Below are 15,392 nucleotides of genomic sequence, written 5' to 3' on the forward strand. Positions count from 1 at the left end.
CAAGAGCGCCTAGCGTTTTTTACCTTTAGCGGGAGTTTTCTTGCGCGGTTTAGGCTTGGGCGTTTCCGGCGGTACGCGGTAGTGCAGATAAAGATCCAGCACCAGCTCCGGCAACTGTACCACTAGCGACTCTTGGCGCTGCTGGTCCTTGGCCAGCTCGACCATGTCTGGCTCGTCGTCGAACAGGCCCGATAGCAGCATGAACGGCAGTAATAGGGTGGCGGCAGCCTCTTCATCGTCCTGGAACCAGGCGCTCTCATCGCTGAAGACGCCTTCCATGAAGCCCGCACACCAATCGCCAATCGGGGTGTCTTCAGCAGGTTCGCCGCCGAGCGTCAGCTCGAAAGGTAGTTCCGGTAAGCCGCCTTGTTCCAGTACCGCCACCGCATTGTCACGCAGCAGGGTAAGTAGCGTAATAATCTCATCGCGTTCGGCGTCATCGGCGTAACGCGGCTCACCTTGAAACAGCTCGGCCAGCCACTGGGCGGGCGGCAGCTCACTTGGCGCGACGGCAAGCGCGACTAAGAATCCATGGGCGGAGATTAGATCCAGGGCGTCTTCATCCACTTGATCTGAAGCAAGGAAGTCGTCCAATCTATCCAACTGCTCATCGTCGAGCAGTGGTTGCGGTGGCATGTTCGGTTCTTGGGTGTCGCTACGCTCTGCCATGAGTAAAGCCTCATTAATGCGAATCGGTCATCATCGGATACTATGTATCCCTATCAACGTGTACCTATTACGGCTAGTTTATCACTAATGAGTACTATACCTCTGCCTCCATGGCCTGCTGCCGAACTGGCCGCCATGACGACAACCGATTTGCACCATGCCGCGCGCGCGCGCGTAGAGCAGGCTTGGCAACGCTGCTGTGAGGTATGTCCGCCGCTACCCGCTCCAACGGTTTGGTTTGACTTGCGAGGCGCCTGCGCTGGACAGGCGCATCTCAGCCGTGGCGGCTTACGCTTAAACCCAGTGCTGCTGAGTGAAAACCGCACGGCTTTTTTTGATGACGTTATCCCACATGAAATGGCTCACTGGCTGGTATTTCATTTAGATAATGGCCCACGCTTGAAGCCTCACGGACGTGAGTGGAAAACGGTGATGCGGGATCTGTTCGGTTTGGCGCCACGCGTGACGCATCAGTTTGATGTTCAACAGGCACAGTCCGCGCCTTATCGCTATCAGTGTGGTTGTCGGATTCATCGTTTTACACCCAGGCGCCATGCGCTAGCGGCAAGCGGACGTGGATATCGCTGCCGACACTGTGTTAAGACCTTGGTCTACGCACCAGAAGATGTGCTTTGATATTATTTTAAATATTTGTTTTTTAAGTAAAATTTTTTAATACCAATGTCTAAAGGGAAGCTTGCTCGCGGAGGTTTATGCTAGAGGAACCTTATTAGCAGTCGATAGGCCTGATAATACTCAGCCCACGTCACAAAGCACGCCATAAAGACAGGTATCGGCAACAGTTTCTTTAGCACGATCATTTATTTAGAAAGTGCATTTTCACGCACAGAGGCAATGTCATGAGCAATCAACAGAAAGTCTATCCGGTGCGCGACGATTTCGCCGCCAAAGCATGGGCCGACAAAGCTAAGTATGAGGCCATGTATCAGCAGTCGCTGGACGATCCGGAAGCCTTCTGGGCAGAGCAGGCCCAGCGCCTTGACTGGGTTAAGGCACCTACTAAGATCAAAAACACCTCCTTTGCGCGTGATAACGTCGATATCCGTTGGTTTGAAGATGGATTGCTTAACGTCAGCGCCAACTGTTTGGATCGCCACTTAGACAAGCGTGGCGATCAAACCGCGATTATTTGGGAGGGCGATAACCCCAATGAATCCAAGCACATTAGCTATCGCGAGCTGTACGCACGCACGAACCAGCTAGCCAACGCGCTAAAAGAGTTAGGGATTGGTAAGGGCGATACCGTCACGCTGTATATGCCGATGATTCCTGAGGCCGCTATGGCGATGCTTGCCTGTGCGCGCATCGGTGCGGTGCACTCGGTGGTATTTGGCGGCTTCTCTCCAGATGCGGTTGCCCAGCGCGTGATTGGTTCGGACTCCAAGCTTGTGATCACGGCCGATGAGTCGGTGCGCGGTGGCAAGCACGTGCCGCTTAAGGAAAACGTGGATTCCGCACTGACCCGCGAAGGCACTGACGTATGCAAAAATGTACTGGTGGTGAAGCGCACCGGTGGTGACATTGACTGGAAAGAAGGTCGTGATATTTGGTTTGATGCGCTTGTCGACAAACAGTCAAGCGAGTGCGAAGCCGAAGCCATGGGAGCGGAAGACCCGCTATTTATTCTGTATACCTCAGGCTCTACAGGCGCGCCGAAAGGACTCAAGCACACCACCGGTGGCTACCTGACCTACGCCGCTATGACTCACCAGTATGTGTTTGACTATCAGGATGGTGAAGTTTACTGGTGTACGGCGGATGTCGGCTGGGTAACCGGTCACAGCTATATCGTATATGGCCCGTTAGCGAACGGCGCGACGACCCTTATGTTTGAGGGCGTGCCGAGCTATCCGACCCACGGTCGGATGGGCGAGATCGTTGATAAGCACAACGTTAATATTCTTTATACTGCGCCCACGGCGGTGCGTGCATTAATGGCGCACGGCGACAACGTTATGGATTCGAGCAAGCGGGACAGCCTGCGCCTGCTTGGCTCTGTAGGTGAGCCGATCAATCCGGAAGCCTGGGAATGGTTCTATCGAGTTATCGGCAACGAGAATTGCCCAATTGTCGATACCTGGTGGCAAACCGAAACCGGCGGGATCATGATTGCCCCGCTGCCTGGTGCCACGCCGCTTAAGCCTGGTTCTGCGACCGTACCGTTCTTTGGTGTGAAGCCGGCCTTGGTCGATAATGAAGGCAATATACTTGAGGGTGCCACCGAAGGTAACCTGGCTATTCTTGATTCTTGGCCGGGGCAGGCGCGCTCTATCTGGAATGATCACGAGCGCTTCATCCAGACTTACTTTTCGACCTATGACGGCATGTATTTCACGGGTGATGGCTGCCGCCGCGATGAGGATGGCTACTATTGGATCACCGGGCGCGTTGATGACGTGCTCAACGTGTCTGGTCACCGCATGGGGACCGCCGAGATTGAGTCATCATTGGTAGCACACAGCGCCGTTGCTGAAGCGGCCGTGGTAGGCTTTCCGCATGATATTAAGGGGCAAGGGATCTACATCTATGTCACCTTGAATGACGGTATCGAGGAGACTGACGAGCTCAAAAAAGAGCTGACGCAGTGGGTTCGGAAAGATATCGGTCCGATTGCATCGCCTGATGTCATTCAGTGGGCGCCAAGCTTGCCGAAAACTCGTTCCGGTAAAATCATGCGGCGCATTCTGCGCAAGATAGCCGCAAACGAGTGCGATGGGCTAGGCGATACCAGCACCTTGGCTGATCCGTCGGTGGTCGACCAATTGATTGAACATCGCGCGAATCAATAGCGGCGATATTTTTCTTTCAACAGCATTCTTTCAATAACATTGGCGGTAATGCGCCATTTTAATTAAACAGTGCCGGCCCGTGTAGGTCGGCACTGTTGTGTTGGTTGATATGAATTTTTCTTTGTATGAGTTTTCAATGGTACGATCGGTCAATTACAAATTGTGCATGTGATGCTTGGGCATGATGAGGCCCATGGGGTACCATGCTTCAAACCGCAAGAGCCTAGCGTCGGGGTAGCAGACAGCCCCGCTGTTCAAGGAACCGGAGAAATATCCATGGCAGTAGCTCATAAGTTTATCGTCGCTGACGATCACCCGCTGTTTCGTGCAGCGCTGACCCAAGCGTTACGCCAGTTAGCTCCCCAGGCGGAAATTGTCGAAGCAGATACCATGGAAGCCACTAATGAAGTGGTGAATCGCCATCCCGATGCTGACTTGATTCTCCTGGATCTGCATATGCCGGGTGCCCACGGCTTCTCTGGCTTGATTCAGTTGCGTGGTCAAATGCCCGATATTCCCGTTGCTGTCGTATCTGGAAGCGACGAGCCTTACGTCGTTCGTCGTGCTATTGACTACGGCGCGTCGGGTTTTATCCCTAAATCTTCGTCTCTACAACTAATTGCTGAGGCCGTCGGTGAAATTCTTAAGGGTGAAGTATGGTTGCCCGAGGCATTAGCTAACGTACTGGAAGAAACCAGTGAAGAGGAGTCGCGCTTTGCTGAAGCGATTGCTTCGCTAACCCCCCAGCAATTTCGCGTATTGAATATGCTGACGGAAGGGCTGCTGAACAAACAGATCGCCTACGAGCTGAGCGTTTCGGAAGCGACGATCAAAGCGCACGTGACCGCGATTTTGCGTAAGCTGGGCGTGCACTCACGTACCCAGGCCGTCATTGCTGCCCAGAAGTTGGAAGTTGAGCCACCGAAGGTTGCATCGTAAGCGCTTACTAGCACGTTACGCGGCGCTTAACGCGCCGCGCGATTGGCCTGTAACGTACGCGTCAATAACGCCCGCAGCGCAGCTGGTTTAACCGGTTTTAGCAGCAGTTGGTAACCCGCCCGTTTGATTTCTTCAGCAACAGCTTCAGTTCGGTCAGCGGTGATCACAATGCCCGGCACTGCTCCTTCAAAGCGCTCGCTAAGCGCCTCCAGCGCCATCAAGCCAGTCACTTCATTATCCAGGTGATAGTCAGCCAGAATAGCATCGGGCTCACCGTCCATATTACGCAGAATGGATTTCGCTCCCCCAATGCTAGTGGCCGTAAATACTTCGCAGCCCCACCCGCTTAGCATGGCCGTCATGCCTTCTAGAATCAGCGTTTCATTGTCGATACACACGATACGCGTACCGTTCAATTTATGACCACTCCGGCGCATTTGAGGCTCGAGATCGGATGCGTTAGCTTCCCGGGCCGCCACTGTTGGCACGCTGACCGAGAAAACTGCGCCTTTGCCTACCGTAGAGCGCACTTTGATAGGATGATCCAGCACACGGCTCATGCGATCAGCAATCGAGAGACCTAGCCCCAGCCCCTTTTCGCTTTCTTTATGCCGCGAGACTTGATCCAAGCGACGGAATTCTTGGAAAATTTCGGTCAGTTTAGATTCAGGAATGCCAGGGCCGCTGTCCCACACTTCAATAGAGAGCCAGCCATTTTGGCGGCGACAGCCCAGCAGTACCCGGCCCTCTTGGGTATAGCGAATAGCGTTAGATAAGAAGTTTTGTACGATACGCCGCAGCATCTGAGGATCTGAGTCGACCCACAGCTGGGTCGGCACTACTTCTAAATCCAGCCCTCTGTCGTCAGCCATTACCTCAAACTCGGCGCGCAGTGGGCGAAAGATATTCGCCAGTGGGAAGTGATTGCGACGTGGCGTTAAGGCGCCAGCATCTAGTTTAGAGATATCCAGCAGGGTGCTGAGCAGCTCCTCGGCCGCCTGGAGCGAGTTATCGATATGGCCAACGATGCGCTGGGTATCTGGGGTAGTGACATTTTGCATTAGCGCCGATGTAAACAGCCGGGCAGCGTTAAGAGGCTGCAGTAAATCATGGCTGGCCGCGGCGAGAAAGCGCGTTTTAGAGGCGTTGGCATCTTCCGCCAGCTGTTTAGCCTGGCGCAGGGCGAGCTCTGCCTCCGCGCGCACTCGGTTCTCCTGGCGCAGTGCTGCGTTGGCCTCCGAAAGCGCCTGAGTTCGCTCACGAACGCGCTCTTCAAGCGTTTCGTTGGTTTCCTCTAGGGCAATCTCAGCTTGGCGGCGCTCGGTAATATCTTGATAAAGGGCAAAGAAACCCAAAATAGTTTGGCTGTCGCCAAAGTGGGGCGTGTAGGTCACGAGCATATAGCGCATGGCCTCGTTAACGCGCAGCGAGACTTCAAAGCTCACGCGCTCTCCGCTTAATGCACGGGTAACCCAGGGCGTGCGCTCCTCGGCCTGTTTGACCTGAAGCACGTCCTCAAAACGACGGCCAATGACCGCGTTGCGATCAATATTAAAGGCCTGCTCGTAGGCGCGGTTGGTAAATAAGTAGCGACACTCTTTGTCGAAATAGGCGATCAGCGCGGGCACGTTGTCGGTATAAATTCGAATATTGTTTTCCGAGCGGATCAGCGCCTCTTCGATACGCTTTTGCTGGGTAATATCCTGATAGGTATAAACAAATCCGCCGCCCGGCATCGGGTTGCCCTGAACTTCCAGCACGCTGCCATCCTGGCGATAGCGCACGTAACGATGAGGCTGGCCTTCGCGAATATTGTCGAGCAGAAGCTGGACATGTTCTTCTGGATCTCCCGGGCCATATTCGCTGTTGTGGGCGTTGTAGCGGAAGATGCGATCAATTGGCGCACCGACGCGAATGAGGTGGTCCGGGAAGCGGAAGAGCTCCAGATAGCGCTGGTTCCATACCACCAGGCGCAGGTTCTGATCGACTACGCTGATGCCCTGATTAATATTTTCGATAGTGGCTTGCAGCAGCGCTCGGTTGAACTCCAATACCTGTGATGCTTCATCGACAATTGAAATCACGTCCGAAATGCCGATGCCCCGGCCTTGAAGCGCCGAGTTGACCACAATCCGAGCAGATGATGCGCCGAGCACTGAGGCCAGAAAGCGCTCGGTAAACTGAATAATATCAATCGATGCGCGGGTGCCGTCGTCCAGCGGTTTGCCCGTGCGGCGGGCGTAGTCTTCAAAGGCGCGGCCTACTTGGCTGGCGCCTAGAAAACGCTCGCAGAGCACTTTTAAATCGCCCACGGTGGTTGCCCCGGTCCAGGGCCGGTTGACCGAGGTCTGGCGTGTTTCCACGCTATCGACAAACAGTGATGCCTGAATACGCTCAACTACTCGCTGAGAGGTGACCTGGGAGACAAAAATGTAGCAAAACAGGTTAATCCCAAGGGACAGCATCACACCGTGGGTAAAGCTATCGCCCAAATTAAGCCCAAAGAGTGCCGTTGGCGATAGCCAGTTAAGCCCAAGCGGTCCACCTTCAAGCCACAGGGTTGGCAGCACGCCGGCATTGATCATGGCGGGCATTAGCAGGCTATATACCCAGATCGCGAAGCCGGCGTTCATGCCAACGATAACCCCGAATCGATTGCCGCGCTTCCAGTAAAGCCCGCCAATCACTGCGGGTGCAAACTGCGCTGCGGCCGCAAACGACAGCATGCCAATAGAGGCCAGCGAGGTGAACTCAGCAAGCAGCTGGTAAAACCCGTAGGCCATGGCCAGTACAGCGACAATCGTCAGGCGACGAGTGCGCAGCACCAGACGGCCATAGTCGCGTGCTTTGGTATCAAACCAGCGCAGGCGGAAGAGCGCTGGAATGATAATTTCGTTGGAAATCATGATAGATACCGCCACCGCAGCGACAATCACCATGCCCGTTGCAGCAGAAAATCCGCCAATAAAGGTGAGTAGCGTCAGCCACTGGTGTCCTGACGCCACCGACAGCGCCAGGACGTAGGTGTCGGGCTCTACGCCGGTTTCAGAAAATAACAGTAGCCCGGCCGCGGCTAGGGGCACTACAAAAAACGCAATGGCTAGCAGATAAAGTGGAAACAGCCAGCGGGCTTTGGAGGCATCGTCAGGGTGGATGTTTTCCACCACCGCCACGTGAAATTGGCGCGGCAAGCAAAGAATCGCCAGCATGGCGAGTAGTGTTTGCGCCCAGAAGCTTTGGCCAAAGTCCTGATTGGCGAGCTGGCGCTGGAGCTGAAGCTGGCTCTCGGCATGGCCCATTAATTCCCCTAGACCGCCAAACATACCCCAGGTGACAAAGGCGCCGAGCACCACGAAAGCCAGCAGCTTGACCAGCGATTCAAATGCGACCGCATGAATTAATCCTTCGTGATGTTCGGTGGCATCAGTGTGCCGGGTGCCGAATAAAATCGCGAAGATAGCCATGACAATGGCGACATAGAACGCCGTATCGCCAAACAACGGCGTATGAGTTACATCGGTGGCGTCGGTGAGTACGCTAAACGTGGTGGAAACCGCTTTCAGCTGTAGAGCAATGTAGGGAAGGGTTCCGACTAGCGCAACGAGACTGGCAAAGGCGGCCAACGATTGAGTTTTGCCGTAGCGGGAGGCAATAAAGTCGGCAATAGACGTAACGTTTTGGTGCTTAGCAACACGGATCATTTTGGCCAGCACGGGCCAGAAAAGTAAAAACGTTAATATGGGCCCAACAAAGATACTGGCGAACGACCAGCCGGCTGTAGCGGCTTGCCCTACGGCACCGTAAAAGGTCCATGAAGTGCAGTAAATCGCCAACGCTAAGCTATAGATAGTCGGACGCCGGCGGGTGGCGCCATGCGTGCGCGCTCGGCGGTCACCGTACCATGCTATGCAAAACAAAACGGCAATATAGAGGAACGATACCGCGACCAGTAGCCCGCCGTGAAACATGCTTTTCTCCCGCCAGAGTTTGCGATCCGCTTAACGTGCGCTGCTGATAAAAGGCCTTATTCTAGGCGAAATATCGCGCGCTGTACGATCATTGATACGCAGGTTTGCTGGCGACAGTTAAAGCCTATGTGGCACAGACGTTGAGAAGTAGGGGGGAGCTATCGCGCAACGTGCGTATCTGCTCAAGGATGGGGGCGCGTGTCTCTTTATCGAGTGGGACTAATTCGCGGTTTTCGCAGTTAAGCAGATAAGGCTGGGTGATGATGATGTCCGTGTAATGGCGTTCAAACTGATAAAGGATAAACTCTGCTAAGCGGGCGCCATTTTGCTCGCTGAGACGAATGTTTTCGCTGTCGATCACGCTAAATTTCGTGGTCATGGGGATCGCAAACGTCCATGGGCGCCATACTGCCGTGGAGGTGTCGCTGGAAATCACCGTGGTGGTAGCGGGAAGCTGGGCCTGCTTATGCTCAAACCAGCTGTATTCCACCTGAACCTGATAGCCCAACATCCCCAGCCCGCCAAATACTGGCACTATCCATTTGGGTAGCCGTTTGCCGCTCAGCGTACGCAGTATTAGACCGATCCCTGCGGCCGCCAGGCCCGCAAACACGGCGGCGATCAAATGCCATATCATAAATTATCCTTATTAAAAGACATCGGGCCTCCCTGAGGAAGCCCGATGGTGGGTCGATTCCAAGGCGTGATCACCGCATTACGCTAACACGCCAGGAACGATTATGACTTAGTGATCTATTGCCATGCCAGCACCTTTCGGATAGCGAACGCTTTCCACTAGGTCCTGAATTTCTTGCGGCGGAGCTTTTGTCACGCTAGAGACCGCAAAGGCAACGGCAAAGTTAATCATTGCACCTACTGCACCGAAGGAGAGTGGCGAGATGCCTAGGAACCAGTTGTCAGGCGTGTTTGCCAGCATGTTGGTACCCGAAACAAAGAACCAGCCCAGATAGGTGAAGATATACAGCAGGGTGCTGATTAAGCCTGCCAGCATGCCGGCAATCGCGCCTGAGTTGTTCATCCGCTTAGAGAAAATACCCATCATCAGCGCTGGGAACAGCGATGCACCGGCAATGCCAAAGGCCAGGGCGACCGTTTGTGCTGCAAACCCAGGCGGGTTGAGCCCCAAATAGGTGGCCAACAATATCGCACCGCCCATTGAAATCCTTGCCGCCAGCATCTCGCCTTTTTCGCTGATTTTTGGGTTGATCATCGTTTTGATCAAATCGTGGCTGATGGCTGAAGAGATGGCCAGTAGCAAGCCCGCCGCGGTAGAAAGCGCCGCTGCGATGCCGCCTGCTGCAATCAAACCGATTACCCAGCCGGGTAAGTTGGCGATTTCAGGGTTAGCGAGTACCAGGATGTCATTATTCACACTGAGCTCGTTACCTTCCCAACCACGATCGGTGTAGTCAACGGCATCATTGTAAAACTGAATGCGGCCATCGTTGTTGATGTCGTTGTAGGTGATCAGCCCAGTGTCTTCCCAGGTACGGAACCACTCAGGGCGCTCTTCGTATAGGATCGGCGTTTGCGCCGCTTCTTCGTAGTTCTCAACCTGCCCCGCCATCTCTGGATAGACCGTGGTCATCAGGTTCAAGCGAGCCATGGAACCTACCGCTGGTGCGGTGAGGTAAAGTAGTGCAATGAAGACTAATGCCCAGCCGGCAGACCAGCGCGCGTCGGCCACTTTAGGCACGGTGAAAAAGCGAATAATAACGTGAGGAAGACCGGCAGTACCGACCATCAGCGACAGAGTGAACAGCACCATGTTGAGCTTGTTATCTACATCAGCGGTGTAGTCTTGAAAGCCAAGTGCGCTTACGACGCTGTCCAGTTTCTCAAGCAGCGGCACGCCGGATTCGGTATGCGTACTGAACATCCCGAACATCGGAATGGGGTTGCCAGTTAACTGCATGGCAATAAACACCGCAGGGATAGTGTAGGCAACAATCAACACCACGTATTGAGCAACCTGGGTGTAGGTGATGCCTTTCATACCGCCAAATACGGCGTAGAGGAAAACGATTAGCGCGGCAAGCCAGATACCCCAAGTGTTGCTAACTTCCAAAAAGCGAGAGAAGGCAACGCCTGCGCCGGTCATTTGACCGATAACGTAAGTAACGGAGGCGATAATCAAACATACAATCGCGACGAGACGCGCGGTATTGCTATAGAAGCGGTCACCGATGAAGTCTGGCACGGTGAACTTACCAAACTTACGCAAATAAGGCGCTAGCAGCATCGCCAGAATCACGTAGCCGCCGGTCCAGCCCATTAAGAAGGTGGAGTTCGCGTAGCCTCCAGAGGCGAGCAAGCCAGCCATAGAGATAAACGACGCCGCTGACATCCAGTCCGCCGCGGTAGCCATCCCGTTGGTGATAGGATGAACGCCGCCGCCGGCCACATAGAAGTCTTTCGTCGAGCCTGCTCGTGCCCAAATCGCGATGCCGATATAAAGGGCAAAGGAAGAGCCGACGAACAGTAAGTTAATTGCAAACTGGCTCATACCGGCTTACTCCCCAAGGCCATATTTTTGATCGAGCTTATTCATCTTCCAGGCATAGAAGAAGATCAGCACGATAAAGGTCAGAATTGAGCCCTGTTGTGCAAACCAGAAGCCTAAGTCAGTTCCGCCAACCGGAATGCCGGCCAGGAGAGGGCGAAAAAGGATAGCGCATCCGTAAGAAACGAATGCCCAAACGGCTAGGCATCCATAAATTAAGCGGACGTTAGCTTTCCAGTATTCAGCAGCATTGCTTTTGTCGTCTGCCATTGTGTTTCTCTCCACTTGTGATTTTTAAGGTTGGGAAAGTTCACGAGAAATAGCGTGTAATCCATCAAGGTAATCGTACGTCGAAAACTACTCAGTTTTAGGGCTGACGAACTGATATTTTTTAGTAAGTCAGCTTATTGTCAAGAAGACAAAGTTGAGTGAGTTAGTAACGTGCGATTACCCTGCATGGCTCAGTGCTAATAGTGGCTAATAAATGCAAAAAAATAAATCCCAGACTTTGGTATCAATGTGCAGCTAGATATCGATGGGTGATGTGCATGTTCTTGAAAATAAGAATTTTTAACCGCTATTTGAGCGAAGTTGGTCGGCGTTCTGAGAACTATAGGACGATAGTCTAGTAGGTAAGTAAGTGGTGCGTTATTGGCTGCTTTAAATAAATACTTTGTTTTTAGTCTAATGCTGATAGAAACATATCAATACTTTGGTCGCGTCGCTAAAGTCGCTTCGACTTTAGCGTGATAGCTAAAGGTATAACAACCTTCTGCTTGCCTATTGGGAAGTGAATCCTTTATACCCGTATAGCGCGTTTCAAATAATAACAGCGGGTTTTTTATCGCGTAGAAGTAAGGATTGACTACCTCGGGTCAGCGCTGAGCGTTATGCCACGTTTTTTAGCCCACCTTTTAGTTGAATGAGGTCATGCACAATGGTTGAGGTGGACTTATCCCAACTGCCGTTTACGCTTCTTGATGATGAAGGACGTGACCACATTCGCCGTGGCATTGATCTCGCCTATTTTGATCGCGACGAAATTATTTTAGAGACAGGCCAAGTGGGTGAGTTTGTTTTCCTAATCCATAAAGGGGAAGTGGCTGAAATAGATGCCACCCTTCCATCGACTACCTCGCGTATCGGCCACTACACGCCAGGCGATATATTTGGCGCGATCAGTATTTTGAACGGTAAAAGCCGCTATCGCTTTAAGGCCGAGCAGGAGTGCTTTTGCTATTTATTGCCCAAAGCGCTGTTTCAGCAGCTTTGCCATCGCTACCCAGCCTTTAATGACTTCTTTCGTCAATCGTTGACCCACAAGGCGCGCTTGCTGACTGAAAAGCGCGCCGGAGGGGGCGTCGCCATGGCGGGTTTCATGCTGGCTAAGGTCAGCGAGTGCATGCGCGAGCCGCTGCTGGTTGCAGCATCTACCGATATTGCTAGTGCCGTGAAGCAGCTTAACGATAGCCATGCCGATAGCCTGCTGGTGGACACCCAGGGTACGCTGGGAATGGTGACTAAAACCGATCTGCTCAATGGCTTGGTACTGGGTAGTTGCGATGTGACATCGCCGCTTAATGAGATTGCCCGCTTCAATTTAGTGACCGTTGAGCCGGGTCAGTACTTGTTTGAAGTATTGGTGCTAATGACACGGTATCAAGTAGCCCGAGTAGTGGTGATGGAAAACAGCGTTTTAACCGGCGTTGTCGAACTTACCGATGTACTTAGCTACTTTTCAAGCCGCAGTTTTGTTGTGAGCCTGCAGGTTGAACAGGCGACCAGCTTGGCGGCGCTGGCGGCGGCTAGCCAGCGCACTCCAGAGCTTGTTAAGGCGCTCATGGCTCAGGGCGTTAAACTGCGTTTTGCGATGGATCTACTCGCTGCGTTAAACGGCCGCATCATAAGTAAAGCCTGGGAGTTTATCGTCGACGAGCGATATCGTGAGCATAGCTGCATGATGGTGATGGGTAGCGAAGGGCGCGGCGAGCAAGTTCTGAAAACGGATCAAGATAACGGGCTTATTCTTGCTGATGATGTCCAGTGGCCTGATCTTTCAGCCGATATGAAAAGGCTTACTAGCAGCTTGGTTCAGCTCGGTTACCCGACATGTCCCGGCAATATTATGGTGTCTAATGCTGAGTGGGTGGGCACCGTATCGCAGTGGAAAGCCAGTATTGCAAAGTGGGCCCGTGAGCGCGATGGCGATAGCCTGATGAAGCTGGCGATTATGCTTGATGCTCACGCCGTCGCGGGCAATCCAGGTCTACTTGAAAGCGTCAGAGAAGAGCTGTTTGCACGTTGTTCAAATGACGAGCTGTTGCTGTCCTATTTTGCCCGTACGGCGCTGCGCTTCTCAACGCCCTTGACTCTATTTGGCTCGTTAAAAAAGCCTCAGCACGGTATCGATATTAAAAAGGGCGGTATTTTTCCTATTGTTCACGGTGTGCGCACCATGGCACTTGAGCGGCGTATCAACGCGACCTCGACGCTAGACCGACTTGATGCTTTGGCTTCAGATGGTCGCTTGGATCGTCGCTTTGCTGAGGATCTCGGAGAGGCGCTATCGCTGTTTGCCGAGCTGCGTCTTAAGCAGCAGCTTGATGCGTTAGAAGCGGTGAGTGACCAAAGAACGCTTCACGGAGCTCAAGAGGCAAGCCGAGCTAATCGTGTCGTGGTGCAATCGCTTTCATCACTAGAGCGCGACCTACTGCGTCAGGCGCTGCACATTGTTAAAGACTTTAAACAGCGTCTTTCGCATCGTTATCATTTGGAGTATTCGTGAGTGGAATATGGCTGCTAGACCGGCACGTGGCGCTGTTTAGCGGCTCGCTACGCACGTTGCTGCGTCGTGAAAGCGACCGGAGGCGTTGTGCTGGCTCCCCCTACGCCTGGCTATTTCAACCCTACATGGGAGAAGAGCTGGTGGCGCTCACCTGTTGTGTAACGCCAACAGGGTCATCACCGGTCATTAGCTTGGCGGCTATCGTGTTTAATCAGCAACGGATACTGACCAGCCAGGCCTTTGTGCTGACGTTAGGCACGCCGGGCCAGGCTGATAATGCGTCGCTGCGCCGCCATCGCCTGCTGTGGCAAGCAGGTGAGATAACGGCGCCAAGCAGCGGTAACTTAAGTGCGTTAGTGGAGTTCATCGGTAATCGCCCCGTTGTGGGCTGGCAGTTGGATCAGCGAATTGGAGCGCTCAATGCGCTGCTAAGCGCGCGCCTAAACTTTGAGCTGCCTAATGCCCAGGTCGATGTGGCGAAATTACACCAGCGCCAGCTACGGCGCGTGCATCCTGAGGTTGACGCGCCAAGCAGCTTTGCCCAGGCGCTGGCCTGCTGGCAGGTGCCCGCAATGGGGGCTGCCCAAGGCATATTAGGTGAGGCCACGGCTAGCGCACTGCTGTACATGCGCCTGCAGCGCGTTATGGCAGAGGCTATTTAGACAAGGGTTGGCGCCGAGCGGCGAGGTTGAATGTTGGGTCAATGCAGCGAGTGTTGCTAGAATGGCAGCTGCTTTTCATTTTCAGCATCTTTCACCCTCGGTAGTGCCTATACCATGCAATCTCTTCATCATTTTGATCCTCATCTTTCCTCGGCTCACGTTAATCCTGCGCAGGGCGCCTCAGAGGATTTTGCTGGCGCCAAGAAAAAGCGCGAATTTAACAAACTGCAAAAGCGTTTACGCCGAGAAGTGGGCAATGCGATTATTGATTATCAAATGATCAATGAGGGTGACCGCATAATGGTGTGCCTGTCTGGTGGTAAAGACAGTTACACCATGCTGGAAATTTTGCGCAATTTACAGCGCAGCGCGCCGATCAATTTTTCGCTGATAGCGGTCAACTTAGATCAAAAGCAGCCGGGTTTTCCTGAGCACGTGCTGCCTGCCTATCTGGATAAGCAAGGCGTGGAGTATCACATTGTGGAGCGTGATACCTACTCGGTGGTGAAGGAGAAAACGCCCGAAGGTAAAACCACCTGCGCACTGTGTTCACGCCTACGGCGTGGTTCGCTGTATGGTTTTGCTGAAGAGATTGGGGCCAATAAGATTGCTTTAGGGCATCACCGCGAAGATATTCTTGAGACGCTTTTTCTGAATATGTTTTTCGGCGGCAGCTTGAAGGCAATGCCCCCTAAGCTCCTGTCCGATGACGGTAAAAACATGGTCATTCGGCCGCTGGCCTACTGCAAAGAAGCCGATATTGCTGAATTCTCGCGACTAATGGAATTCCCGATTATCCCCTGCAATTTGTGTGGCTCTCAGCCCAATATGCAGCGCCAAGTGGTCAAAGAAATGCTCGCCGAATGGGATGAGAAATTCCCCGGCCGCCTGGAAAGCATGTTCAAAGCCGTTACCAACATTGCGCCATCACAGTTGGCAGACCGCAGCCTTTTCAATTTCGAAGGCTTAGAGGCCAAGCAAGCGGAGTTGATGGCGGGGCGTATCCAGGCCTTTAACGTTGGCTAGCCTAATTGA

The 15,392-nt window shown here is 53.2% G+C and carries 11 protein-coding genes; 6 read left to right on the top strand and 5 right to left on the bottom strand.

Translation table 11 applies throughout. The features are described 5' to 3' along the window. Nucleotides 1–9 precede the first annotated feature (9 nt). The gene (locus CIK78_RS06200; RefSeq protein WP_096278241.1) at nucleotides 10–669 is read right to left on the bottom strand and encodes a YecA family protein; all 660 of its coding nucleotides are present in this window, start codon (nucleotides 667–669) and stop codon (nucleotides 10–12) included. An 87-nt stretch (nucleotides 670–756) separates the two neighbouring features. Here CIK78_RS06200 and CIK78_RS06205 point away from each other — a divergent pair, with 87 nt between their 5' ends. The 3 genes from CIK78_RS06205 (at nucleotide 757) to CIK78_RS06215 (ending at nucleotide 4,418) form a co-directional block, all read left to right on the top strand. Further along, on the top strand, nucleotides 757–1,305 hold the full coding sequence (locus CIK78_RS06205) for a SprT-like domain-containing protein (RefSeq protein ID WP_096282292.1): 549 nt from the start codon (nucleotides 757–759) through the stop codon (nucleotides 1,303–1,305). Nucleotides 1,306–1,529: 224 nt separating this feature from the next. Next, a complete protein-coding gene (acs, locus tag CIK78_RS06210; RefSeq protein ID WP_096278243.1) occupies nucleotides 1,530–3,479 on the top strand; it encodes an acetate--CoA ligase in 1,950 nt (649 codons plus the stop codon). 276 nt (nucleotides 3,480–3,755) lie between these two features. Next, complete coding sequence (locus CIK78_RS06215) at nucleotides 3,756–4,418, top strand: response regulator transcription factor (RefSeq protein WP_096278245.1); 663 nt, start codon at nucleotides 3,756–3,758, stop codon at nucleotides 4,416–4,418. 26 nt (nucleotides 4,419–4,444) lie between these two features. Here the strand turns inward: CIK78_RS06215 and CIK78_RS06220 are convergent, their stop codons facing one another. The 4 genes from CIK78_RS06220 to CIK78_RS06235 all read right to left on the bottom strand — a co-directional run bounded on the left by CIK78_RS06220 (nucleotide 4,445) and on the right by CIK78_RS06235 (nucleotide 11,180). Beyond that, complete coding sequence (locus tag CIK78_RS06220) at nucleotides 4,445–8,386, bottom strand: NahK/ErcS family hybrid sensor histidine kinase/response regulator (RefSeq protein WP_096278247.1); 3,942 nt, start codon at nucleotides 8,384–8,386, stop codon at nucleotides 4,445–4,447. A gap of 124 nt (nucleotides 8,387–8,510) precedes the next feature. Continuing rightward, nucleotides 8,511–9,023 (bottom strand): hypothetical protein, encoded by a 513-nt coding sequence (locus CIK78_RS06225; RefSeq protein WP_096278250.1) that lies wholly within the window; start codon nucleotides 9,021–9,023, stop codon nucleotides 8,511–8,513. A 108-nt stretch (nucleotides 9,024–9,131) separates the two neighbouring features. Continuing rightward, nucleotides 9,132–10,913, bottom strand: a complete 1,782-nt coding sequence (locus CIK78_RS06230) for a sodium:solute symporter family protein (RefSeq protein WP_096278252.1) — start codon at nucleotides 10,911–10,913, stop codon at nucleotides 9,132–9,134. A 6-nt stretch (nucleotides 10,914–10,919) separates the two neighbouring features. After that, complete coding sequence (locus tag CIK78_RS06235) at nucleotides 10,920–11,180, bottom strand: DUF4212 domain-containing protein (RefSeq protein ID WP_096278254.1); 261 nt, start codon at nucleotides 11,178–11,180, stop codon at nucleotides 10,920–10,922. Between the two features lie 667 nt (nucleotides 11,181–11,847). Between CIK78_RS06235 and CIK78_RS06240 the strand changes: the two genes are divergently transcribed. The 3 genes from CIK78_RS06240 (at nucleotide 11,848) to ttcA (ending at nucleotide 15,383) form a co-directional block, all read left to right on the top strand. After that, complete coding sequence (locus tag CIK78_RS06240) at nucleotides 11,848–13,695, top strand: DUF294 nucleotidyltransferase-like domain-containing protein (RefSeq protein ID WP_096278256.1); 1,848 nt, start codon at nucleotides 11,848–11,850, stop codon at nucleotides 13,693–13,695. Beyond that, on the top strand, nucleotides 13,692–14,357 hold the full coding sequence (locus CIK78_RS06245) for a DNA polymerase III subunit epsilon (protein WP_255249090.1): 666 nt from the start codon (nucleotides 13,692–13,694) through the stop codon (nucleotides 14,355–14,357). The genes CIK78_RS06240 and CIK78_RS06245 overlap by 4 nt, the downstream gene beginning before the upstream one ends. A gap of 114 nt (nucleotides 14,358–14,471) precedes the next feature. Next, nucleotides 14,472–15,383: a tRNA 2-thiocytidine(32) synthetase TtcA gene (gene ttcA, locus CIK78_RS06250; protein ID WP_096278258.1), complete on the top strand. Its 912-nt coding sequence runs from the start codon at nucleotides 14,472–14,474 to the stop codon at nucleotides 15,381–15,383. The last annotated feature ends 9 nt before the right edge of the window (nucleotides 15,384–15,392 follow it).

Source organism: Halomonas sp. JB37, assembly GCF_002332255.1.
GTDB lineage: Bacteria > Pseudomonadota > Gammaproteobacteria > Pseudomonadales > Halomonadaceae > Vreelandella > Vreelandella casei.